Annotated in this window: 26 protein-coding genes; 2 read left to right on the plus strand and 24 right to left on the minus strand. The window is 45.6% G+C overall.

All coding sequences use genetic code 11. The annotated features are described in order from the left end of the window. Positions 1-51: 51 nt before the first annotated feature. Positions 52-657 carry a class I SAM-dependent methyltransferase gene (locus tag MHI30_RS14185; protein WP_075752109.1) on the minus strand — a complete coding sequence of 202 codons (606 nt, stop codon included), beginning with the start codon at positions 655-657 and terminating at the stop codon, positions 52-54. Positions 658-924: 267 nt separating this feature from the next. Here MHI30_RS14185 and MHI30_RS14190 point away from each other — a divergent pair, with 267 nt between their 5' ends. Beyond that, on the plus strand, positions 925-1074 hold the full coding sequence (locus tag MHI30_RS14190; protein ID WP_003183876.1) for a YjcZ family sporulation protein: 150 nt from the start codon (positions 925-927) through the stop codon (positions 1072-1074). 96 nt (positions 1075-1170) lie between these two features. Here MHI30_RS14190 and MHI30_RS14195 read toward each other — a convergent pair whose 3' ends face one another. The 7 genes from MHI30_RS14195 to MHI30_RS14225 all read right to left on the minus strand — a co-directional run bounded on the left by MHI30_RS14195 (position 1171) and on the right by MHI30_RS14225 (position 5848). After that, a complete protein-coding gene (locus tag MHI30_RS14195) occupies positions 1171-1320 on the minus strand; it encodes a hypothetical protein (protein WP_016886344.1) in 150 nt (49 codons plus the stop codon). A 171-nt stretch (positions 1321-1491) separates the two neighbouring features. Beyond that, positions 1492-1641: a YrzI family small protein gene (locus MHI30_RS14200; protein WP_009327800.1), complete on the minus strand. Its 150-nt coding sequence runs from the start codon at positions 1639-1641 to the stop codon at positions 1492-1494. Between the two features lie 407 nt (positions 1642-2048). After that, entirely contained in the window at positions 2049-2282 is a 234-nt protein-coding gene (locus MHI30_RS14205; RefSeq protein WP_011198155.1) for a YrhC family protein, read from the minus strand. An 88-nt stretch (positions 2283-2370) separates the two neighbouring features. Then, positions 2371-3513, minus strand: coding sequence for a bifunctional cystathionine gamma-lyase/homocysteine desulfhydrase (locus MHI30_RS14210; RefSeq protein WP_003183885.1), 1143 nt, complete (start codon positions 3511-3513; stop codon positions 2371-2373). A gap of 1 nt (position 3514) precedes the next feature. Beyond that, positions 3515-4438: a cysteine synthase family protein gene (locus MHI30_RS14215; RefSeq protein WP_003183889.1), complete on the minus strand. Its 924-nt coding sequence runs from the start codon at positions 4436-4438 to the stop codon at positions 3515-3517. Between the two features lie 51 nt (positions 4439-4489). Then, entirely contained in the window at positions 4490-5185 is a 696-nt protein-coding gene (mtnN, locus tag MHI30_RS14220; RefSeq protein ID WP_003183892.1) for a 5'-methylthioadenosine/S-adenosylhomocysteine nucleosidase, read from the minus strand. 21 nt (positions 5186-5206) lie between these two features. Next, on the minus strand, positions 5207-5848 hold the full coding sequence (locus MHI30_RS14225) for a class I SAM-dependent methyltransferase (RefSeq protein ID WP_003183896.1): 642 nt from the start codon (positions 5846-5848) through the stop codon (positions 5207-5209). A 189-nt stretch (positions 5849-6037) separates the two neighbouring features. Between MHI30_RS14225 and MHI30_RS14230 the strand changes: the two genes are divergently transcribed. Continuing rightward, positions 6038-6241, plus strand: coding sequence for a YrzA family protein (locus MHI30_RS14230; RefSeq protein WP_009327794.1), 204 nt, complete (start codon positions 6038-6040; stop codon positions 6239-6241). A gap of 38 nt (positions 6242-6279) precedes the next feature. On the opposite strand, the gene MHI30_RS14235 is transcribed toward MHI30_RS14230, so the two are convergent. From MHI30_RS14235 to MHI30_RS14310, 16 genes are all read right to left on the minus strand, one after another. Continuing rightward, positions 6280-6972, minus strand: coding sequence for a YrrS family protein (locus MHI30_RS14235; RefSeq protein WP_011201705.1), 693 nt, complete (start codon positions 6970-6972; stop codon positions 6280-6282). A 58-nt stretch (positions 6973-7030) separates the two neighbouring features. Beyond that, a complete protein-coding gene (locus MHI30_RS14240) occupies positions 7031-8785 on the minus strand; it encodes a penicillin-binding protein 2 (protein ID WP_009327788.1) in 1755 nt (584 codons plus the stop codon). A 54-nt stretch (positions 8786-8839) separates the two neighbouring features. Then, entirely contained in the window at positions 8840-9316 is a 477-nt protein-coding gene (gene greA, locus MHI30_RS14245; protein ID WP_003183903.1) for a transcription elongation factor GreA, read from the minus strand. Between the two features lie 239 nt (positions 9317-9555). After that, positions 9556-10191: a uridine kinase gene (gene udk, locus MHI30_RS14250; RefSeq protein ID WP_075752107.1), complete on the minus strand. Its 636-nt coding sequence runs from the start codon at positions 10189-10191 to the stop codon at positions 9556-9558. A gap of 4 nt (positions 10192-10195) precedes the next feature. Next, entirely contained in the window at positions 10196-11464 is a 1269-nt protein-coding gene (locus MHI30_RS14255) for a U32 family peptidase (protein ID WP_154495323.1), read from the minus strand. Between the two features lie 14 nt (positions 11465-11478). Continuing rightward, the gene (locus tag MHI30_RS14260) at positions 11479-12408 is read right to left on the minus strand and encodes a peptidase U32 family protein (RefSeq protein WP_075752103.1); all 930 of its coding nucleotides are present in this window, start codon (positions 12406-12408) and stop codon (positions 11479-11481) included. Then, complete coding sequence (locus MHI30_RS14265) at positions 12405-13067, minus strand: O-methyltransferase (protein ID WP_075752101.1); 663 nt, start codon at positions 13065-13067, stop codon at positions 12405-12407. Before MHI30_RS14265 ends, MHI30_RS14260 begins: the two co-directional genes overlap by 4 nt. A gap of 146 nt (positions 13068-13213) precedes the next feature. Then, positions 13214-14326, minus strand: a complete 1113-nt coding sequence (gene mltG / locus MHI30_RS14270) for an endolytic transglycosylase MltG (RefSeq protein WP_075752099.1) — start codon at positions 14324-14326, stop codon at positions 13214-13216. 189 nt (positions 14327-14515) lie between these two features. Next, positions 14516-15403 (minus strand): N-acetylmuramoyl-L-alanine amidase, encoded by an 888-nt coding sequence (locus tag MHI30_RS14275; protein ID WP_075752097.1) that lies wholly within the window; start codon positions 15401-15403, stop codon positions 14516-14518. Positions 15404-15460: 57 nt separating this feature from the next. Next, positions 15461-15724, minus strand: coding sequence for a phage holin (locus MHI30_RS14280; RefSeq protein ID WP_073411470.1), 264 nt, complete (start codon positions 15722-15724; stop codon positions 15461-15463). A 15-nt stretch (positions 15725-15739) separates the two neighbouring features. Then, positions 15740-16009 (minus strand): hemolysin XhlA family protein, encoded by a 270-nt coding sequence (locus MHI30_RS14285; protein ID WP_009328626.1) that lies wholly within the window; start codon positions 16007-16009, stop codon positions 15740-15742. A 62-nt stretch (positions 16010-16071) separates the two neighbouring features. After that, positions 16072-16377: a hypothetical protein gene (locus MHI30_RS14290; protein ID WP_256700620.1), complete on the minus strand. Its 306-nt coding sequence runs from the start codon at positions 16375-16377 to the stop codon at positions 16072-16074. A gap of 13 nt (positions 16378-16390) precedes the next feature. Beyond that, a complete protein-coding gene (locus MHI30_RS14295; protein WP_142238589.1) occupies positions 16391-16561 on the minus strand; it encodes an XkdX family protein in 171 nt (56 codons plus the stop codon). Between the two features lie 14 nt (positions 16562-16575). Continuing rightward, positions 16576-16722, minus strand: coding sequence for a hypothetical protein (locus tag MHI30_RS14300; RefSeq protein WP_021837364.1), 147 nt, complete (start codon positions 16720-16722; stop codon positions 16576-16578). Between the two features lie 10 nt (positions 16723-16732). Then, positions 16733-17092: a hypothetical protein gene (locus MHI30_RS14305; protein ID WP_075752093.1), complete on the minus strand. Its 360-nt coding sequence runs from the start codon at positions 17090-17092 to the stop codon at positions 16733-16735. A 13-nt stretch (positions 17093-17105) separates the two neighbouring features. Next, entirely contained in the window at positions 17106-20468 is a 3363-nt protein-coding gene (locus tag MHI30_RS14310; protein ID WP_075752091.1) for a prophage endopeptidase tail family protein, read from the minus strand. Between the last annotated feature and the right edge of the window lie 2 nt (positions 20469-20470).

The following is a 20470-nucleotide window of genomic DNA, read 5'->3' on the forward strand; positions in this document are numbered from 1 at the left end:
CTATCAAACATAAAAAATCCCTCTCGTATGAAAGGGATGATCGTACAAAGCTCACGATTTTACCGAAGAAATACAGCAGTAATTTTCGTGCATATGTACCGTGATGTCTCTGAAATGGCTTTCTTCAAGCAGTTGCTTAATTTGCTTTTCTGAGTATAAGGAGAAGCCTTTTGTTTTTTTCGATTTTTTCATTTGCCCTTCCAGATGCACGGCGAGAAACAGCGTGCCGTCAACCTGTAAAACACGGTAAATTTCTTTTAATGCTTGTTTGAAATCCGTCCAAAAATAAAGGGTGTGGACTGAATATACTTTATGAAAAGAACGGTCCGGATAAGGAATGTTTTCGGCATGGCCGAGCTTCAATTCGGCTTTTCCTTCTTCTTTCATATGACGGATTCGCCGCATCCCTTGCTTGACCATACTTTTTGAAGCGTCTATGCCGCAGGCTTTGCCGCTTTCAAGCATCTCCGCGATCCGATAAAGCGCCGCTCCGCTTCCCGTTCCGATTTCAAGGATGCGCTCATGCGGACAGACATCCATTAAATTGATGGTCCATTCGTTTATATCATGATTTCCGTTTTCCATATATGACGCGACCCATTTCGACAAAATGCCTCTCGGGCTCCGCAATTGTTTTCCAAGCCATTGTTCAAACACGTTAAAACACCTGCTTTAATTCTAATTAGCCCGCAAATCGTTCAAACGGGCCTTTCCCCACTCATATCGGTCAATGCACCGAATATTAAAAGGATTTGCAAAAATAACTGCATTCTTTTGTTACATTCCATAACTAGACGGCTTCAGCTTTGAAAATGTTTCGCTTTATGAAAACTGTTTTTTTAATGATTTGGTCTATCCGCCCTTTCCACAACCTAAACCCATGCATAGTATATATGGAATTTTCACTAAAAGGTGGTGCTATTTATGGGCTTTGGTTACGGCGGCGGATGCTGCGGCGGCTGGGGTGGCTACCCTGGCGGATACGGCGGCGGATACGGCTATGGAGGCGGATTCGCGCTTGTTGTGGTTCTATTCATTCTTTTAATTATCATCGGCGCTTGTTACGTCTGCTAAATGAACAGGAGGGGGGCTTTAAAGCTCCCCTTTCATTTTGCCATTTAGTTTGTTCAAATGAAAAAGAGCAGAAAACAAACCGTTTTCTGCTCTTTCTCAATAATACCAATAATGCGGCCAATACCCGAAGTGGCGCACCATCTCCATTCTTTGGCGCCGGTACGGATTACCGTATCCGTGCTTGAAAGAATGGGGCATCGATGTATACCCGTGGCCGATAAAAGGCATTCTGCCGTTTTTCTGCATGCTTTTCACCTGCATTCCTTGAATTGCTTGCTTCATATTATGCAGAAAAGCGGAGATGCGGAACTCGTTTTGCCCCGGCTAAACCTGGTCCTTCTCCCGAGTGTAATGTGCCAACAGTTCCCTTCTATAAATCATCATGATCTCCTCCTTTATTTTTTTTCGCGCTTTAAGTTAGCGCTGGCTGTTCAGGTAAAGATATTTTAGCTGCAGATCTTTCATTTCATTGTACATTTGTTCAATTTCGTATTCTCGCTCGTACTCTTCCGGACTTTTAAATCGTCTCTGAATGGTTAGTGTTAAGAAGAATAGATTAATGGTCACATCGCTCACCCCCTTTCAAGTTCGCTAAAAAACAAAAACAGCCCGCAGATCATCTGACAAACCTGCGGGCGCAAACAAAAACCGCCAGATAAAAACGAATCGAGTCTTTATCTTGCGGGAGGAGCAGCGTATTATTATGCCTAACTTCCTAACGTATCGGCTGTGCTGTAAAAGCATCGGTTAAGGAAGTGCACAATCTCTCCCACAGGTTTGATGAATCATGGTATTGGCATTCACAAAGTCTAATGTATGTAGTCAGTGCTGGTTTCATGTTCATCAACCTCCTTTGCTTTTTGTTTACTTTGTAAGTATATCCATCAAATTCCTGTTTGTAAACCGTTTTTTTTAAAAATGGACGGATTGATCGAGCAAAAAAAAGCAGAGAACCCCTTCAGGAGTCTCTCTGCTTATGATTCTTCCATTTCGTCTAATTGTCTTTTATATTTGAGCGAGCGCTTCACACAATAGAAAGCTCCTCCTAAAAAGCCGCACGTCGCGAGCATCATTGTCATCTTTTGGCCTGTTTCCAAACCTTGTCCCGGAATGACAGATCCGATATATAAAAATGCGCTTACGCTGAGAAGCGTAAAAGCAAACTGCTTATAGTCTTCCATCAGCGATTTGACTTTTTTCTTCTGCATGTCATGATCACCTGCTTTTGTTTTATAATGGATATGATTTGAGAATAACATAGATTGACAGATGACCAGACATGTAAATTCAGCCATTTTAAGAAAGAGGGGCCAGCGCTTGCTGCAAGTCTTCCAACAGATCGTCAATATCCTCAACCCCGGCGGAAATACGGATTAATCCGTCTGTGATGCCAAGCTCCAGCCTGCGTTCAGGCGGGATCGAAGCATGAGTCATTCGCGCCGGCACCGATATCAGACTTTCAACCGCACCAAGGCTTTCGGCGATCGTAAACCATTTCAAACGGCCAAGGACAAGGTCCACGTTCTCTTCTTTTCCGATATCAAACGAGATCATGCCTCCGAAGCCCGTACTTTGCCGCTTGGCAAGCTCATGTCCCGGATGGGACGGCAGCCCTGGGTAATAAACCTTTTTGACGGCGGGATGATCGTCTAAAAACGCCGCGATTTTCCGGGCATTTTGCTCATGGGCTTCCATTCTCAAGCCAAGGGTTTTCATCCCCCTCATTAAGAGCCAGGAATCCTGAGGCCCGAGAATCCCGCCTGTAGAGTTTTGAATGAAATGGATCTCTTCTGCGAGTTCCTTCGAGGCTGCTACGACAAGTCCGCCGACGACATCGCTGTGTCCGCCCAAGTACTTCGTCGCGCTGTGGAGGACGATATCGGCTCCCAACGAGATTGGATTTTGAAAGTACGGCGTGTAGAAGGTGTTGTCGACAATCAGCAATAAGTCGTGCTTTTTCGCTGTTTCAGCAGTTTTCTTGATGTCAGTGATTTTCAATAAAGGATTTGTCGGCGTCTCAACATAAATCGCTTTTGTATTCGGCTTGATCGCTTTTTCGATGTCTTCGATGCTGCTCGTATCACTGAAGGTCGCTTCAATGCCGATGCGATTCAATACCTTTGTCATCACGCGGTAGGTGCCGCCGTATACATCATCTGTCAATACGATGTGATCGCCGCTTTTAAAAAGCATCATGACGGCTGTGATCGCCGCCATCCCAGAGCCGAACGCATAGCCTGCTGCACCGCCTTCAACATCCGCGATCAAGGATTCGAGCGCCGTTCTCGTCGGATTTCCCGTCCGGGAATATTCGTATCCTGTATGCTGGCCGGCGCGAGGCTGTTTGTACGTGCTGACCTGATAGATAGGAACCGATACCGCTCCTGTTTTTTCGTCTCCTGTAATTCCGCCGTGAATCATTTTCGTTTTTGGCTTCATATCATATTCCTCCTTCGTAAATTTTTTTGCTTAAATAGCGGTCGCTGCTGTCGGGAAAAATCGTCACAATGTTTGTGCCGGCTTTCGCTTTTTCGGCTTCTTTCAATGCGGCAAACAACGCGGCGCCTGATGAGCTTCCAATCAGAAGCCCTTCCTTTTCCGCGGCTTCTTTTACGAGTCGAAACGCATCTTCGTCAAGCACTGTGTAAATCTCATCGAAATAGCTTTCCTCCATGTATTCCGGGATGAATTCCATTCCGATTCCTTCGGTCTTATGCCCATGCGGTTCCCCTCCGTTTAAAATCGAGCCTTCCGGTTCAACAATAACCGTTTTAATGGACGGATTTTTTTCTTTCAGAAACTTGGCGGTTCCCGCAAATGTGCCGCCTGACCCAGCACCGGCGACGAAGACGTCAATCCGGCCGCCAAGATCATTCCATATTTCCGGGGCAATCGTTTTATAGTAAGCCAATGGATTTACTGGGTTTTTAAACTGCAAAACGCAATAAGAATCGGGAATCTCCTTCTCAAGTTCAAGTGCTTTTTCAATCGCACCCTTCATCCCGGCACTTCTGGGGGTATGAACTATCCGAGCGCCGAGCGCTTTCATAATCGACTGTTTTTCCATGCTGAAATGCTCGGGTACGCAAAAAACGGGTCGAATGCCGTGCTTTCTGGCGGCGAGAGCCAGACCGATTCCCGTATTGCCTGCTGTTGCCTCAATGACCGTTCCACCGGGTTTCAGCTTTCCCGAACCGATCGCTTCAGCAATCAGCACTTCTCCGAGCCGGTCTTTAATGCTGCCTCCCGGATTCATCATTTCAAGTTTTGCATATATGTTAACGCCTTTAGGGATTCGAAAATCCAAAATCTGCAGAAGCGGCGTTTTGCCGATCAATTCGGTGATATCCTTGATCACATTCATGTTCCTTCCTCCTTCAAGAGGTGCAAAACAGAGGGGGAGCCTCCCCCTGTTTTAATTGATTCTTTTAATCATGCGAAGCACAAGATCTGTCGAATGCTTGGCAGCCTGTTCCAAAAATTGGTCAAATGAAATTTCAGATTCTTTTCCGGCGATGTCTGAGAGCGCCCTGATGACAACAAACGGCGTATTAAATTGATAAGAAACCTGCGCGACAGCCGCAGCTTCCATTTCAACCGCGTAAAGGTCTTCAAACTTGCCGCGGATGAATGCGACGCGGTCAGGATCGCTCATAAAGGAATCGCCTGTTGCTATCGTTCCTTTGACAACCTGAATGTGCCCCAGTTCAGACGCTTCGTCTTCCGCCGCTTGGATCAATGCACTGTCGGCTTTGTATGCAGCCGGCAGATTCGGAACCTGTCCATATTCATAATCAAATGCCGTGACATCGACATCGTGATGGCGGACTTCGGTCGAGATGACGATGTCTCCGACATTAAGCGAATGATGAAAGCCGCCGGCTGATCCGGTGTTGATGACAACGTCCGGTTTAAAGCGGTCAAGCAGAATCGTCGTGCTCATGGCTGCATTGACTTTGCCGATGCCGGACTTTAAAAGCACGACCTCTTTTCCTTCATAAAACCCGCTGGTAAATTCACAGTTTGCGATGACTTCCCGGTTCGTCTGTTCGAGTTTGCTTCGCAAAATCGTGACTTCTTCTTCCATTGCTCCGATAACTGCGATTTTCATATCTTAAAACTTCCCTTCAAATTACAATTTTGCCGCTTCCATTACCCAGACAAAATCATTATGCTTTTGAAAGGCGATACTGAAATGTTCTGAGGTAAAGATCGTTTCCATCTCCGAAATCGTCGGATAATGTTCCGTTTCAAGGTCTTCCGCCAATTGCAGAAACCCGTTTTCCTTCGCTTTTTTAACAGCGGCAGAGAAGGCTTCCCGATCCTTGAAGACGGTATCAGCAAACACTATTTTACCATGCTTCCCGAGCATTTTTCCATATCGCTTCACAGCTTCCCGCTTCTCTTCGTTTGTCAGATGGTGAAACGCATAAGAACTGACAATCGTGTCGGGAGAAAACGGAGGGTCCGGAAAGTCAAGAAAGTCTCCGTCAACGATCACTGCATTCTCCGGCAGCTTTGCCTCGGCAATTTCCCTCATCGCTTTTGAAGGCTCTACACCGGTGACTGCCTTTCCGGCCGCCAGCAATTTTGCAGTCAGATTGCCTGTTCCGACGCCGAATTCAAGAACTTTATGCCCCGAGCGGCTGACGACATCATCCAAAATCCCGTCGTAGTCGCGAAACACTTCTTTGTATTGAAGATCGCGGCCAACTACTGTATCATCATAAGAATTTGCCCAGTTCTCAAATAAAGGAATGAACTCTCTTCCCATTTTGTCGTCACTCTCCATCTATTTTTACAATTCCTATAAGTATAGTATGATTTATTCGATTGATTAGTTCTTATCCTACCACAAGTCATTCGTTTTGGGTACAAAAAAGGCTTGGTTATATTTCCCTTGTCACCCGGCCGCTTCTCTGCTTTAATAAAAAATGACTTGAAACGAATGGAGGATTGGTTTATGAACTTCGGCCTCGATCTGATCAAAGATAAAATTGAGTTTTTTGAGGCACTGAGCTTAGAGGAGCTTGAAAAAAAGATCAGTCAGCAGATTGAAAACAACCAGGCGATTTTGCTGAGGGTCCATTCGGTTTCCCACCATACGGCGGTTATTGACGGACGGATCCACTACAGCGCAGTCGTTCATTTTAAAGCCGAATCATAAAAAAAGCGCCCGGTTTTAGCAACCGGCCGCTTTTTTCTTTATTTCAATTGTTCAACTTTTGTCGGCTTCCAGCCTTTTCCGTCAACCCAAGTAATGGCTACCTGGTATTTGACGCCAGTGTCCTTCGCCCGAATGGTTCCTTTCGCATCTTGCGGGCTGCCGTTGTTTCCGAGCCAGATCACCGTCATGTTATCCTTAGAAACCCCTGTCGCATATGAAATGGCTTCAAGCATTTCCTTCCAGTCTTGTGAAGAGGAATCATATGTTGCGGTATGCTGTCCGCTCTGTTGTGTGCCGACAGGCTCCCAGTCAGGATTGATGATCGTTTTTTCAACATTGGCGCTTGAACCGCCTTCTGTCACTTCGGCTCCTTCAAACGGATCATCTGATGTTGACTTGTCCTCGTCTGAAGCAGATTCTTTATCCTTGTCTGAGTCGGAATCGCTGTCTTCTTTATCGGCAGAATCGCTTTTTCCTTTGTCCTCATCTTTTACATCTTCATCAGATGTTTGTTTCTTATTGTCGGAAGCAGGCGCTTCTGTCGTCTGTTCAGAATCGTTTTTCGAGACATCTTGCTGCGCCTGCTCCTTCGGACTGTTCATCATCAGACTGCTGGCAACGACAACGATTAATACCAATACGATGCCTATTAAAATGTTAAGCACAAGATTCGCTTTCCTGCGCTTATCACGATTTTCAAAACGAGATTCCCTTGTTTCGCTCAAGTTCATTGCACTCCTTTTTCCCTCTTGCCTCGCTTCCTATTTTATCATCACCTGAGGCATTCTTCTATGTCTGGTTCTTTTCAATTTCATATACTTTTTTAACAATATCATAAAATACGGCATTTGTCGCAGCCTTGCTATCCGGCGTATCCATATGGACGACGACGAGCGCATATTTCGGCTTGTCCGCCGGAAAATAACCGGCAAACCATTTATGATAGAGCGTTTTTTTGTCATCTGTCGTCCTGCCTGTCTGCGCTGTGCCCGATTTTCCCGCTACATCGTACGGAAGATCGCTGAAGCGCCGGCCCGTCCCCTTTTCAGATGTGACAACTTTTCTGAGCAGTTTTTGCAGCTTTTGCGCTGTATACTGGTCGATTTTCTCTCCTGGGAGCTCGTGATCTTTAAAAGCCGTCATCAATGTGCCGTTTTTATATTCGATCTGGTCTGCGATCTTGACTTGTTTTTTCTCTCCGCCTCTTGCGATGGTCGCCATCATGTTGACGATTTCCAACGGAGTCAGCTTCACATTCTTTTGGCCGATAGCGGTCTGGGCTACAGCTTTTTTAACTTTTTTGTCCTTTTCATCCCCCCAGATTGATCCTGCAGTTTCATGATAAAACTGTCTGAACTCATCTTCATGATACAGCTTTCCTTCCCAGCCGACCCGTCCGGTCAGCCCAAGCTTTGCAGCAGTATCTTCGATCACGGAGCTGTTTTTTTCTACGAGCTGTCCGGCAAGATTTGTAAACGTGTAGTTGCAGCTTTCCGCAAAACTGTCTTCCAGGCTGAGCTTTCCTTTGTCCTCTCCGGCCTCACCGTACAGGTTCAAATTGCAGTTAAAGGTTTTAGACGGATGATCCAAGCCGTTTTCAATCGCTGCAGCGGCAATCACGGTTTTAAAAACCGAGCCGGGATATACCGGAGTCAGCATATAGTTCTGCCTTGTTTTTTGCGCAGCCATGTTTAAGTCGGGCTTGCTCGCAATCGCCACCACGCCGTTCGTCTCGATGTCAAGCAGGACCGCCCCGCCTTTATCGAGCTGATGGTCATCAAGTACATCTTCCATTGCCTGCTGAACCTTTTTATCGAGCGTTGTTTTGACTTGCAGCGGGTAAAACGGATTTGCGTCTGCTGTATATTTGACGTCCATGCCGAACAAAGGGTTTCCCAATCCGTCCACATGATACAACAGTTTTGTGTCTTGTTCAGGCAGCAGGAATTCATCAAACGTCCGCTCCATGCCGAAGGTGCCGATTTTCGTGCTGATGGAGAGGCCCTCTTTATCGGGATATTTGCGTCTGAGGAGGTCCGGGTCTTGATTGGTCATACCGAGCGTATGCGAAGCCAGCCTGTTCTTTTCTGTTTCTTCTATGTATACGCCGTAAACGCCCGGATATTTCAGTTTATTGATTTTTTCGAGAGCCGTCTTTGAAACGGACGCTCCGTCATGTTTTGTGAGAATCACGGGTTTTTTTGCATGGTCCAGCTTGCTTCCAAGCTCATCTTCTGTCATGTTTAAAATTTCGGCTGCTTCTTTGGCCGGCCACGGCTGATTTTTTAAAAAAGGGAACAAGACGATGGCCGGTTTTTGGCTGACGGACAAATGTTCGCCGTTCCGATCTAAAAAAGATCCTCTCCCGTCTGAAATCCGAACTTCCTCCGTGCGCTGTTTGACGCTTTCCTGGATTAAGTTCACATTCCGTTTAGAAAAGGACTCGGTAAAAAACAGTTGAATTTCAGCCAGCCTGATCAGCAGAAATAAAAGAGCAGCCGAAATGATAATCGATACCCACTTCATACGCTTTTGCCATTTCATTATAAAAACACCTCATCCACATTGTGGACGAGGTCATCGTTTGCTAAACAAATTTTATGAAATTTTCACAATTTTTACAAGCATTTCGCCGCCAGGTGTTTGAACGGTTACTTCGTCTCCAACCTGCTTGCCGAGAAGGCTTTTCGCGATTGGGGAATCGTTCGAGATTTTTCCTTCAAACGGATCGGCTTCCGCGCTGCCCACAATCGTATAAGATTCTTCTTCACCGTCAGGAAGCTCCGTAAATGTAACGGTTTTTCCAAGGCTGACGATGTCTGAGTTTGCACCGTCATCTTCGATGATCTTTGCGTTGCGGATCATATTGTCAAGGGTTGTGATGCGCCCTTCTACAAAAGCTTGTTCTTCTTTTGCTGAATCGTATTCGGAGTTTTCGGAAAGGTCTCCGAAGCTTCTTGCCACTTTAATACGTTCAACAACTTCTTTACGTTTAACCGTTTTCAAATACTCAAGTTCTTCTTCCAGTTTTTTCTTTCCCGTTTCTGTCATAGGAAATACTTTCTCTTGTGCCATGTTCCTTCACTCCTTCTAGTTGGTTCCTCATCACTTGTATGTGAGAGTATAGACTTGAATATACAAGAATGAGGACAACCCTTGTCCCCTTCTTCTCTCCCATATTTGTAAAGTATCATATAAACCGGATGGAAGGCTCCGGTAAATGGTGCTTATACAGTTAAAGAAGGGCTCAGGATGAGAACCCTTCAATTTCTATACATAATATGGTCAGAGTTGTGTTTGTCTATGCTATGTTATTATAAAATCGCGTTTTGTTCAAGAATAGTTTGTATTTTTGTTACCATCAGGTCGATGGCGACGCGGTTTTGGCCGCCCTCCGGAATAATGATATCGGCATAGCGTTTCGTCGGTTCGACAAACTGGTTATGCATCGGTCTGACGACTGAGATATACTGCTCGATGACAGAATCGATCGAACGTCCTCTTTCTTTTATATCTCTGACCATCCTTCTGATGATCCGCAGGTCGGCATCCGTATCGACATACAGCTTGATGTCCATTAAGTCGCGGAGCCTTTCATCCTCGAGAACAAGGATTCCTTCCAAAATAATAACATCTTTCGGATCGACGTGCACGACTTCCTCTGAACGCGTATGCAGCTTGTAATCGTAAATCGGCTTTTTGATCGGCCTGTAGGCAAGCAATTCGTTTAAATGCTCGATCAAATAGTCATTATCAAATGCAAGCGGATGGTCGTAGTTCGTGTTCAGCCGCTCTTCAAACGGCAGATGGCTCTGATCTTTATAATATAAATCCTGTTCGAGCATCAAGATCGAATGACCTTTAAACTGTTCATAAATGGATCTGGTGACGCTCGTTTTTCCAGAGCCGGAGCCTCCCGCTATGCCGATAACTACCGGTTTTTTCCCCATGCCATTACTGCCCCTTTCTCATCATGTTGCTAGGATATATCTTGTTGTCCACTTTAAATTTGACGATCTGCAGGGGATGGCGGGCTGCATCAAGCACATTGCCTTTTTCGTCCCAAATCGTGTCAATTTTGCATGTGAAATTTTCGATTTCCGGACCGAAAAATTCGACTTCATCTCCGGTTTTAAAGAAGTTCCGCTGCTGGAGCGTGACCATTTTTGTCTCTTCATCATAATCAAGGACAAGTCCGGCAAAGTCGTATGTTGTCTTTTTGCCGTGGACACCGAACATCTGCTCTTCATATCCGGGGGTTCCTTCAAAGAAAGCAGGCGCCGTGTCTCTATTGGCGCATTTGTCCAGTTCTTTCAGCCATTCTTCTTTGATGACGAAATTTTCGGGGTCAGCGCAATAAGAATCGATCACTTTTCTGTACACACTGACGACTGTCGCAATGTAGTGGATCGATTTCATCCGGCCTTCGATTTTCAGGCTGTCGATGCCCATTTCAATCATTTGCGGAATCGATTCAATCAGCTTCAGATCTTTCGGGCTCATCGCAAACGGTGCATCGCCTTCTTCATATAGCGGCAGTGCATTCGCCCCGTCCGTCTGATACAAATCATAGTCCCATCGGCATGACTGGCAGCAGCCTCCGCGGTTAGAGTCTCTGGCCGTCATATGGTTGCTGAGCACGCAGCGGCCGGAATAAGCGATGCACATCGCACCGTGTATGAATGTTTCGATTTCAATATCAACTTTTTCTTTCATTTCTCTGATCTCAAGTGCGCTCGTTTCACGCGCGAGCACGACCCGCTCAAGGCCTTCTTCCTTCCAGAACTGAACGGCTTTCCAGTTTGAAAGGGACTGCTGGGTGCTCAAATGCACTTCCAGCTTCGGCGCTACCTTGCGGCATGTTTCAATGATCAGGGGATCAGCGACGATAATGCCTGACACGCCTGCTCCCTCGAGGTCGCGCAAATAGTCTTCCAGTCCGTCGATATTTTCTTCATGCGCAAAAATGTTTGTCGTCACATAAATTCTTGCGCCGTATTTTTTCGCAAATTCGACACCTTCAGCCATTTCTTCAATTGAAAAGTTATCTGCGTTTGAGCGGAGTCCATATTCACGTCCGCCGATAAATACAGCGTCTGCGCCATAGTGGACAGCGATTTTCAGTTTTTCCAAATTTCCCGCCGGAGCAAGAAGTTCTGGCTTTTTCGTAATGACGCGTTTTCCATCAACGATTTTGGAAATTTTATCTTTTACTGCAGACATGGCTATCCCTCCTTTTAGTATACTGTTTCTTTGAAAAAGAATCCGGTATCGATGCTGCGGTTAGCAGGCTGCAGCTGTTCGATCCGCTCGATCCATTGTTCTTTCTTGTCTTCGTATGCTTCTCTGTCTGCGATGCAAAGGTCGATGGCTTCGCGGTACATGGCCGTTACCTCAGTCATGTATTCGACCGATTTTAAAATTCCTTCGATTTTAAATGAATCGATGCCGGCATCGATTAAATCCTCAAGCTCATCAATGATGCAGACATCATTCGGACTCATGATGTGCGTGCCGTTTTCGTCTTCGAAAATCGGATATTTGTTACCGCGTTCTTGATCATGAAGATACATGCCTTTTTCTTTTTTCTTGCCTTCGATATCCATGACTTTTCCCTGGTATTCAAAATAGTTGCCGATCAGGGAGCGCTTTGACTGGAACATGCATGTCATGCCGTGAACCTGAATTTCAATCTCGACTTCGGCTTTCTCTTTAATCTCAACGATGCTGTCCATGTTGAGCTCTCTTGCGAGCACCGCGCGCTTCGCGCCCTTTCGCCCCCAATAGTTGCAGGAATAATGGTTGGTTGCGGTCGTTTCCGTATTCCAGTGAAGTTTCATGTTCGGCGCTGATTCCCGTGCGGCCATCAGTACGGCGGGATCGCCGAAGACAACCGCATCCGCGCCTGCCTCGTCCAAGAATGAAAGATAGTCATTCAGTTCTGGCACCCGGTCATTGTGAAAAATCGCGTTCACCGCAACATATACTTTTGCGCCTTTTTGATGAGCCTGAATGATGGCTTCCTTTACTTCCTCTCTGGAAAACTCCCCGGCTAAACGCAGACCGAACCTTTGTTCACCGATGATAAACGCATCGGCGCCTGCCTCTGCCAAAGGCTTAATATCCGAAACAGCCGTCGGCGTCACAAGCAGTTCAGGTTTTTTCATATCCGTTCACCTCTTTTTTGGCTGACGGCCAATCCGTCGCCCACAGGCATGATCGCCGTGTGGTAGTCAGGATGCTCCATCAGCCAATGATTGTACTGATCTATTTTCGATACAAGCTTTTTGATGCGCTTGTTTTCGATCTGATTGTAATCTGATGCGACAAGGCCTTTGAAAAGGACATTGTCAGTAAAAATGATGCCGTCATCGGCGAGCATTTTTTCATATATACTGAAAAACTTCTGATACTGGCCTTTTGCGGCATCGATAAAAAGCGCATCATAAGGAGCCATCGATTGAACGGCGTCCGATTCGCTGAGCGCATCGCCGAAGAACACGTGAATTCTGTTTTCAAGCTGGAATGACCGGATGTTTTTCAGCGCTTCCCGATACCTGTCTTCATCGCGCTCGATCGTAAAGATTTCAGCTTCGGGAAGGGCAAGTGCCATCCGAATCGCCGAATAACCGATGGCGGTACCGATTTCAAGAATTTTTTTCGGATTTTTAAGTGAAAGAAGCTGCAGGAGCACTTCGATTCCTGTCGGTTCCATAATGGGCACGCCATGCTCTTCAGCATAGGCCTCCAGTTTCATAATTTCAGCCGGCCTCTGCTTTAGCAGCTTTTCAAGATAGCCGGTCAATTCTTCGTGTCCAATCTTCACGGGCAGATGGCCTCCCTTTCATAAAAAAGAGCCTTAGGTCAGATGTGCAGCACTCTCCTAAAGCAGTCGACTGTCTTTTCTCAATAAACAACCCGATATATTTTATCATAAAACCTTTGTATTTGCGAATAAAAGGAGAGTATTTTTTACTCTCCTTTTTCCTCGTCCTGCGTGTTCGTAATGTATTTTGCTTTTGCTTTATTGTGTTCTTCAAGCGTTTTTGTAAAGACGACTTCCCCATTTTTCTTTGCAAGGAAATAAACATAGTCTGTTTGCTCCGGATTTAATGCCGCTTCCCAGGAGCTCTCTCCCGCGTTAGCAATCGGCCCAGGCGGTAGACCGGTATGTTTGTACGTATTATACGGGGAATCCGCTTCAAGGTCTTTGTACATGACACGGTTTTTATGTTCCCCCAGCGCGTATAAAACGGTCGGATCCGTTTGCAATGGCATGTTTTTGCTGATGCGGTTGTAGAAGACGCTTGAGATTTTGTGCCGGTCCGCTTTTTCGGTAGCCTCTTCTTCAATTAAAGAAGCCATCGTCAAGGCTTTGTGGACGGACATCTTTTTGTCTTTCATCTGCTTTTCATACTTTTCAGCCAGCTGATCTGTTTGTTTGATCATCGCTTCGATGATTGCATCCAGCTTCGTCTCAGGGTCGTAAAACGGATATGTCGCAGGATACAGGTATCCTTCAAGCGGATGCTTGATATTCTTGTTTAGCACGTCGTCGGTGATCAATTTCGGATACTTCTGTTTTAATCGGCTGATGAATTCGCGGTCATCCAGCTTTTTCATAATGTCCGCTTCCGAGTAGTTGGTTTGTCCGGCGATGATAGCTGCGATTTCCTGGAGCTGCCTTCCTTCAGGAACGGTGATTTTAAATGCCGGTACATGCGAAGCGCTTGTCAGTTTTTTGACCATGCCGGCCGCATCCATCGACTGGCTGAGCTGAAAATTCCCAGCTTGAAAGCCGGAGGCATTTTTAAATTTCACATAAGCGATAAATACTTTTTCGTTTTTAATTAGGTCCTCTTTTTTCAGTTTGGCGGCGATCGACGTAACGGTCGATCCTTCCGGAATATAGACGCTGACCGTTTTTGCATTATTTTTATCGACCGGTTCGAGCGCCGATTTGACGTAGAGCGAAACAGCCCCTGCGGTTAAAATCAGCAGAACCGCGGCCACAGTCAGCCAAAACTTTATTTTATGTTTAAGGAGTCTTTTTATAAACGGTTTCTTTGTCTGATCTTCAAACATTGGTGTCCTCCTCTCCTCCCATGGTATATACTACATGATTTTTCCGTTTTTCGCAGTATTTTAGTCCGTTTCGTTCCATGTTTCTATTTGGGATTTCGTTTTGTTTTCTTATGCTTTTCGTTTGCCGTTTTTCGCCCCTGAACGCAACTTTCGTTATTAACGTGTTATTTTTTCTAATAACACGTTTTTTTATTTGTTTAACAGACTGTCCAACTTCGCCCGCGTCTTCGGCCCGTAAATGCCATCGGCAGCCAAACCGTGCATCATCTGGAATCGTTTGACTGCGTTCGCCGTCTTGCTTCCATAATACCCATCGATGCCGTTATTTTTCGCGCCCTTCTCCGGATAGAAATAGAGGGCAGCGCATGCCTCTTGAATCTGTCGGACGGCCGTCCCTTTCATCATCGGGCTTTTGTATTTGTAAATTCCGGTCGGCAGCGTGTACTTTTTGGCCGCCGGCTTTTTCTTGCTTTCTTTTTTTGGCGCTTCCTTTTTTGGAGCCGTTGCTGCTGGTTGCTTGCTTGAGCCTCCGGAAAGGCCGAGATATTTCGCGATACCGCGCGCATGAGCCTCGCCGACTGCCTTTAGAAAGCCGGAATCCTTTAGCCTGTCCGCGTCCTCTTTGCGGTCGATGAACAGGTTTTCGGTGAGGACTGCAGGCATATGAGTTTCACGGACAACCGCAAGGTCTTTCTGTTTTAGCCCCCTGTCCGCGATCTGGCCGTATGCTTTCATTGTTGTTAGGACTGCAGTATGAAGGCATTCCTGCAGTTTGAGGGTGTCTCCTGCAGTCCCAGGATAACGGAACGTTTCGAACCCGGTGCCGCCTCCGGCATTAATATGGAAGGAAACGAATACATCCGCGCCCCATTTATTCGCCATATCTGCGCGTTCTGACAGTTCATAAAAGACATCAGTCGAACGGGTGAGTTTAACCTGTACGCCTTTATAATGGCTCTCTAAATAAGACTTTGCATATTTGACCATTTTCAGGACTAAATCCTTTTCCTTCATGCCGTTTGCCGCCGCTCCAGAATCCTTACCGCCGTGTCCTGCATCCAACCATACTTTTTTCATTTTTGATCAATCCTTTCCTATATTATTGCAAAAGAAAAAGGCAGCCGAACGGCAACCTCATTTTGTTAATCCTTTTTGTTTTAGAACCTCTTTTTGCTGCTTTCCTTTGTTTGTCACATAGTTGTTTTTATACCAAGCGACCAATGTTGTAACGATTGTAAAAATCGTGGAGCCGGCCAAATACAAAGCGTCTGCGAGCGTGTTGATCTGATCTTCACTGATCGGAAGAACTGGCTTCCCGAATACGATCAAAGTTTGGTTTACCAACGCAATAAAAAGAAGCACCGTCCGGACGACTGTGCCTTTGTCTAAGTTTTTCATATTGTATTTTCCTCCTTATTTTTGAATGAAATTAATAAAAAGCGCCGCAATCCCGGAGATCACCAGTGTACAAACCGCTGTGATGATCGCGCCCGTTATGCTGCGCTTGATCCAAGTTGTGTTTTCCTCAATCTTGTTGAGCTTATCATTGATCGACATAATCTGTTGGTCATGCCGATCAGACGCCCTTTCCAGTGTGATGACACGCTGTTCAAGCGTTTTGTGATCGGCTTTCAGCTCGGTAATCTCATGCTTGAAGACGTCCAATTCGTTTGTTTGCGCCATGCCCCTTAATCCTCCCGTTCTCACATCATTTTCACCTCTTTGAGGCAAAATAAAAAAGCCGCTTATTTCGCCGCTTCTGCTCTTTTTTCGTGATATTCTTTATTTGCTTCGACTTGATTCATTTCTATCACTTCATCTTCCGCCTGCGAATTTCCGATCCGCTCTTCTTGAAGCTCTTTTTTGAGCTTTTCATTTTCCTGTTCTAGGTTCTGTCGCGTCCGCCGCTCATACATGTAAAGGCTTCGTGTTTCCGCCAATCTATCATGAGCTTGAACCATTTCTTCCTTGTAAGCCGCTGATTTCAAGGTTTGCATTTCTAATTGGAAATTCAGATCGTCATTCTGTTTTTTTAACTCTTCAAAGGTCATATTTTCTTCCTCCTTATACTTCATCCGGGAATGCGTCGCCGCGTGGATTCTTCATGATTTCCGCGCGCTCTTCTTCGGTTATCATTCCGTTTTCGACATGAATGTACAGCTCTTTTGTTGTCACACTTCCGTTTAGCCAGCAGTAATAAAAATGCCCGTAGTAGCGACTTTTACCTTCAAACATATCGACCGCCTCCATCACGATTGTGTCCTTTCGAGCTTCATAAATAAGTCGTTGGCAAGGCGCTGAGCGTATACCAACTGTTCCTGCAACATTTCTTCCTTCGATTTTCGGCCGGCTCTCTCTTTTGCTTCGATATTCTGTTCAATAGGTTCAAGTTTCATCGTTTGCCTCCTACTCGTGGTAATTGTATATTGTGCCGCTTCGGTTGCCGGAAGTGTCGACCTCTATTGTTAACAACGTATGGATAAGCCGCTTATCTCCGCTGTAACCTGGATAATATCCGTCAGGGTCTATATAGGTACGAACTAACATGTAGTCCATTTTGTTTGTATCTTGATCCAAAACGACGTATAGATCATATGCGACCTTCACTTTATCGTCAGGAATCAAATCGAATGAAACCTCTTCAAACGGGTAAATATCGTTTCTATGTTTAAGAACGCATGCGCTTATCTCTATGCCTGTGTCCGTCTCTATCACTTCCATACCTTCAAAATACCAGGCGGCCGGAACGTCTTTTCTTTGAATCATTTTTTGCACCCCTTTAAGCTACTTCGTATAAAACCAATAGCCTTACAATTATGTCTCTACCCTCTATATTTGATGTCGCGCCAGTTCCTCGCATGAAAACTTTAAATCCGTTTGATGATTGGCTTTCAATACCTACAGTTACGGCATTTGAATAGGCTCCGAATGGTTGAGCGAAAACAGCGAAACAGTTTTCGATCTGGTTATTCTCACCATCGCCGGAGAATATATATTCTCTGCTGTTGTATCCATAAGCGCCGCCATTTATTGGCATAGGGATAGTGATTTGATCCACAAAAATGCCTAAACAGTGCTGTAATCCTCCGTAAGTGTCAGTAATAACCTTTTTAAGGCTCCCGAACACTGCCGGGTAGCTATTATATGAAGTGTCTCCCCCCTTAATTGTTGTCGTAGGAGGTAAAATCATTTTGTTTGTATCGACAAAAATTTGTTTAGGTGCTTTTAGACGCATTCCACCGGATGCTACTACATCAAAATTAACTGGCTTGAATCGGAAATGACTTTTATCGCCGCCGAAATAAGCCATATAGACGCCATTAGGATCAAAGGTGTGGTAGTTAGTTTCATAAATGGTGTCGTCTAAAAAGCTATGAGAACCCGAAATAACGGACAAGATTTCTTGATTACCTTGTGAGTTGATTCTGTTCATTCGGTATCGAGAAACATTATCGCGATCATGGAAAGCATTATCTGGATTATTAGTGATTTTTTCGGAATACATGTCTATTGTCGGGATACCGCCTTGTTGGTTTTGACCTGCCACCCCTCGAACTTCGAGTTTTCCGTTTCCGATATGGACGGTCGTATGAACACCGTTCATAGATGAACCATCCCAATAGAATGAACCCGTTTCTTGTTCAATCATCCCGGACGTTATAGACAGTTTATTGTATATGCTTGTGTCGTCGTCTCTTGTGTATTGATAGAACGTCCCGTCTTGCATCCAAGATTCAAAATCATTATTTTGACCAGCCGCTTCGAACCTCGCCCCGCGAATCAATGAACCTTCAATCGTGATACCTTTAATCGTCCCGGCGTTGATCTTGTCGGCTGAAAGATTGGCGATTTTCGCGTTTGTGATGGCACCGTCTTCGATCTGAGCCGTACCGATGATAGCTGTTCCCAGCTTTGCTCGTGTAATGGCTCCGTTTGCGATGGCCGCCGTCGTAATGGCCGCCTCTTGGATGTGGGCCGATTGGATGGCCGCTTTCGCAATTAAGGCCGATGAAATTGCTTGTTCAGTCAGCATCACGTCGTATGGACTGAAGGCGAATTCTTTTCTTACATCCCCTTTTCGAATTTGAATTTTTCTATAGGTGACGGAAGGGTTTTCGTCTCCGACTTTATTACCTCCTAACCACAGCCGGGCTGTTTCGGTTGTGATCGGTGACTGAAAAACATAGTCAACCCTTACAAATTCATCGGAAGGGAAAGAGCTAATGTCGTTAAAATCGGGTGCATCCAATTGATATTGGCCGCTGTCATCTTTTATATAAATAAAGTTGATATTAAGGGTATTGTTCCTTTTAACCTCGAATGATAATGTATATTTTTCACCCTTAGTCAGCCTCAGGGTTGATCTATAGAAAGCACTGAAACCAAACCCGGCCCGCGTATCGTCCGCTTTTCTAGTGACAGTTACTTCGTTGAATTCCCCTTCTTTCACGCTCCATGATGCACCGTTGACGTTACCTAATTCACCCGGCCGCAATACTGAACCCGGCAAAATGTTGGATTCATCGAATTTCTGTGAAAGTTTTTCGGCCGTGACTGATAGATTGGCAAGTTTTTCGGCCGTAACCGCCCCGAAAACGATGTCATCAGTCAAAATCCTTCTGGTAACGCCTGTAAATTCTTGTGTAAATGGGCTTGGCGTGCCGTGTGTATTGATCGTTCGCATTCGGTAATACCAAACTTGATCAACGCCCGGCGTATGCTCGTATCCGCTTAATTTACCGCTGAAAATCAAATTTTCATCCAAAGGCGTAAATCCTTTATTCGGCGATGCGAAAATCTGATATGCCGCTATATATGAACTTGGATTATAGTCCCATGTGATCGAAACCCCTTGGAATAAGGATTCGACTTTTATATTTGACGGAACAGGCGGCACTTTATCAGGAAAGCTCCCGTCGCCGATTATCGGGTCGCCGCCGTTGTCCCATTTGCCGCGATTCGTGTCAATTGTCGTTTCAAGCTCTTTGATCCGCTTTTCGGTTGAATACAGGTCTAAAAATTGCCCCATTTCTACCTGTGCCGTATTCACGGGATCAGACAGATCGTATTCTATTGCAATGACTCTCGTTTGAACCTCGATAGGGTGTCGAAAATTGTCGTCAATTGCGATCATTGTATCGCCAAGATCAACCGCCTCATGCTCATAACCCGAAATGTATTCAAGCAGTTCCAGCTTTAGAGAATAATTGACTTGCACCATTTCATGATTGATAAGCGCTTCATATGTTTTTCTAAGCAATTCGGCCGGGTCTTCGATGCTGTCGTCTTGCCATTTCTGGAACCGGTGCCGCTTCGTCTGACCGTCATACATAATTCGGCCGAACTTCTCCAAAAGCTCAGGGTCGCCGACCCACTCTTGCCCTTTCGGCTTGTCTACCGGGTCGCCGTTCGCTTTGACCCATTCGACATCTGAGAAATCAATATAACGGGTGTTGCCGCCGCCTTCGGTTTCAAGGCTTGCGCCGTAACCGTACAGGGCTGTCACCGGGTAACTCAGTACCGTTCTTGTGATTTCCTGAATGTCTTTATCGATTTCCGCACGCTTCCCGGTGTCTTGGCCGCGTCGGGGCAGAATATGGATCACTCGATCAACGATATTGTCATTTTCATCGAAAACAACTTCGTCATAATACTCGCCGCCCCATATCTGCAATATCTGGTTGATGGCTTCCATGACACTGATGCGATAAAAATTTGTGGAATGCAAGCCAAGATCGACCGGAACATTCGCGCGCCACCTTGTACCCTCAAGAATACGGTCAAGAACGTACTGGGCTGTTCTATTTTGCGGCCTGATGTCGGTCACAAACTCATCGTATAGCTCTGACAGTGCCGGCTCACAATAGGCCCTAATGCGTGCATTCGCCCCGTCGTCGGCGTCTTCCAGCTCTTTTATAACGAAATTGCGTTTTCTTCCTCTCCTGTCCTCGAAAACGACCTGATTCTCCGGTTTTATATGAACGCTATCCTCGTGATCTGCGTCCGCGACAAAAGAAAAAGAAGAACCAACATTCAGTTCTTCTCGAAATGGCGCATCATAGAAACGACATGCTTCTTTTGCTTCGCTTGATATGATTGTTTGTTTTTTATCCTTGTCGTCCAAAATCCACATATCGGCCATAA

Source organism: Bacillus sp. FSL L8-0528, from assembly GCF_038593085.1.
GTDB lineage: Bacteria > Bacillota > Bacilli > Bacillales > Bacillaceae > Bacillus > Bacillus paralicheniformis.

What these genes read in the sequence shown, in the direction of transcription:
- MHI30_RS14190 (WP_003183876.1), top strand. Translation starts at nt 925, where the DNA reads ATGGGCTTTGGTTACGGCGGCGGATGCTGCGGCGGCTGGGGTGGCTAC.
- MHI30_RS14275 (WP_075752097.1), bottom strand. Translation starts at nt 15,403, where the DNA reads ATGAAAAAAGTATGGTTGGATGCAGGACACGGCGGTAAGGATTCTGGA.
- mtnN (WP_003183892.1), bottom strand. Translation starts at nt 5,185, where the DNA reads ATGAAAATCGCAGTTATCGGAGCAATGGAAGAAGAAGTCACGATTTTG.
- MHI30_RS14310 (WP_075752091.1), bottom strand. Translation starts at nt 20,468, where the DNA reads ATGGCCGATATGTGGATTTTGGACGACAAGGATAAAAAACAAACAATC.
- MHI30_RS14290 (WP_256700620.1), bottom strand. Translation starts at nt 16,377, where the DNA reads ATGACCTTTGAAGAGTTAAAAAAACAGAATGACGATCTGAATTTCCAA.
- mltG (WP_075752099.1), bottom strand. Translation starts at nt 14,326, where the DNA reads ATGTTTGAAGATCAGACAAAGAAACCGTTTATAAAAAGACTCCTTAAA.
- MHI30_RS14280 (WP_073411470.1), bottom strand. Translation starts at nt 15,724, where the DNA reads ATGAAAAACTTAGACAAAGGCACAGTCGTCCGGACGGTGCTTCTTTTT.
- MHI30_RS14260 (WP_075752103.1), bottom strand. Translation starts at nt 12,408, where the DNA reads ATGAAAAAACCTGAACTGCTTGTGACGCCGACGGCTGTTTCGGATATT.
- greA (WP_003183903.1), bottom strand. Translation starts at nt 9,316, where the DNA reads ATGGCACAAGAGAAAGTATTTCCTATGACAGAAACGGGAAAGAAAAAA.
- MHI30_RS14285 (WP_009328626.1), bottom strand. Translation starts at nt 16,009, where the DNA reads ATGGCGCAAACAAACGAATTGGACGTCTTCAAGCATGAGATTACCGAG.
- MHI30_RS14240 (WP_009327788.1), bottom strand. Translation starts at nt 8,785, where the DNA reads ATGAAATGGCAAAAGCGTATGAAGTGGGTATCGATTATCATTTCGGCT.
- MHI30_RS14195 (WP_016886344.1), bottom strand. Translation starts at nt 1,320, where the DNA reads ATGCAGAAAAACGGCAGAATGCCTTTTATCGGCCACGGGTATACATCG.
- MHI30_RS14255 (WP_154495323.1), bottom strand. Translation starts at nt 11,464, where the DNA reads ATGTCTGCAGTAAAAGATAAAATTTCCAAAATCGTTGATGGAAAACGC.
- MHI30_RS14305 (WP_075752093.1), bottom strand. Translation starts at nt 17,092, where the DNA reads ATGATTCAAAGAAAAGACGTTCCGGCCGCCTGGTATTTTGAAGGTATG.
- MHI30_RS14235 (WP_011201705.1), bottom strand. Translation starts at nt 6,972, where the DNA reads ATGAACTTGAGCGAAACAAGGGAATCTCGTTTTGAAAATCGTGATAAG.
- MHI30_RS14300 (WP_021837364.1), bottom strand. Translation starts at nt 16,722, where the DNA reads ATGAAACTTGAACCTATTGAACAGAATATCGAAGCAAAAGAGAGAGCC.
- MHI30_RS14215 (WP_003183889.1), bottom strand. Translation starts at nt 4,438, where the DNA reads ATGAATGTGATCAAGGATATCACCGAATTGATCGGCAAAACGCCGCTT.
- MHI30_RS14210 (WP_003183885.1), bottom strand. Translation starts at nt 3,513, where the DNA reads ATGAAGCCAAAAACGAAAATGATTCACGGCGGAATTACAGGAGACGAA.
- MHI30_RS14205 (WP_011198155.1), bottom strand. Translation starts at nt 2,282, where the DNA reads ATGCAGAAGAAAAAAGTCAAATCGCTGATGGAAGACTATAAGCAGTTT.
- MHI30_RS14295 (WP_142238589.1), bottom strand. Translation starts at nt 16,561, where the DNA reads ATGTTTGAAGGTAAAAGTCGCTACTACGGGCATTTTTATTACTGCTGG.
- MHI30_RS14230 (WP_009327794.1), top strand. Translation starts at nt 6,038, where the DNA reads ATGAACTTCGGCCTCGATCTGATCAAAGATAAAATTGAGTTTTTTGAG.
- udk (WP_075752107.1), bottom strand. Translation starts at nt 10,191, where the DNA reads ATGGGGAAAAAACCGGTAGTTATCGGCATAGCGGGAGGCTCCGGCTCT.
- MHI30_RS14225 (WP_003183896.1), bottom strand. Translation starts at nt 5,848, where the DNA reads ATGGGAAGAGAGTTCATTCCTTTATTTGAGAACTGGGCAAATTCTTAT.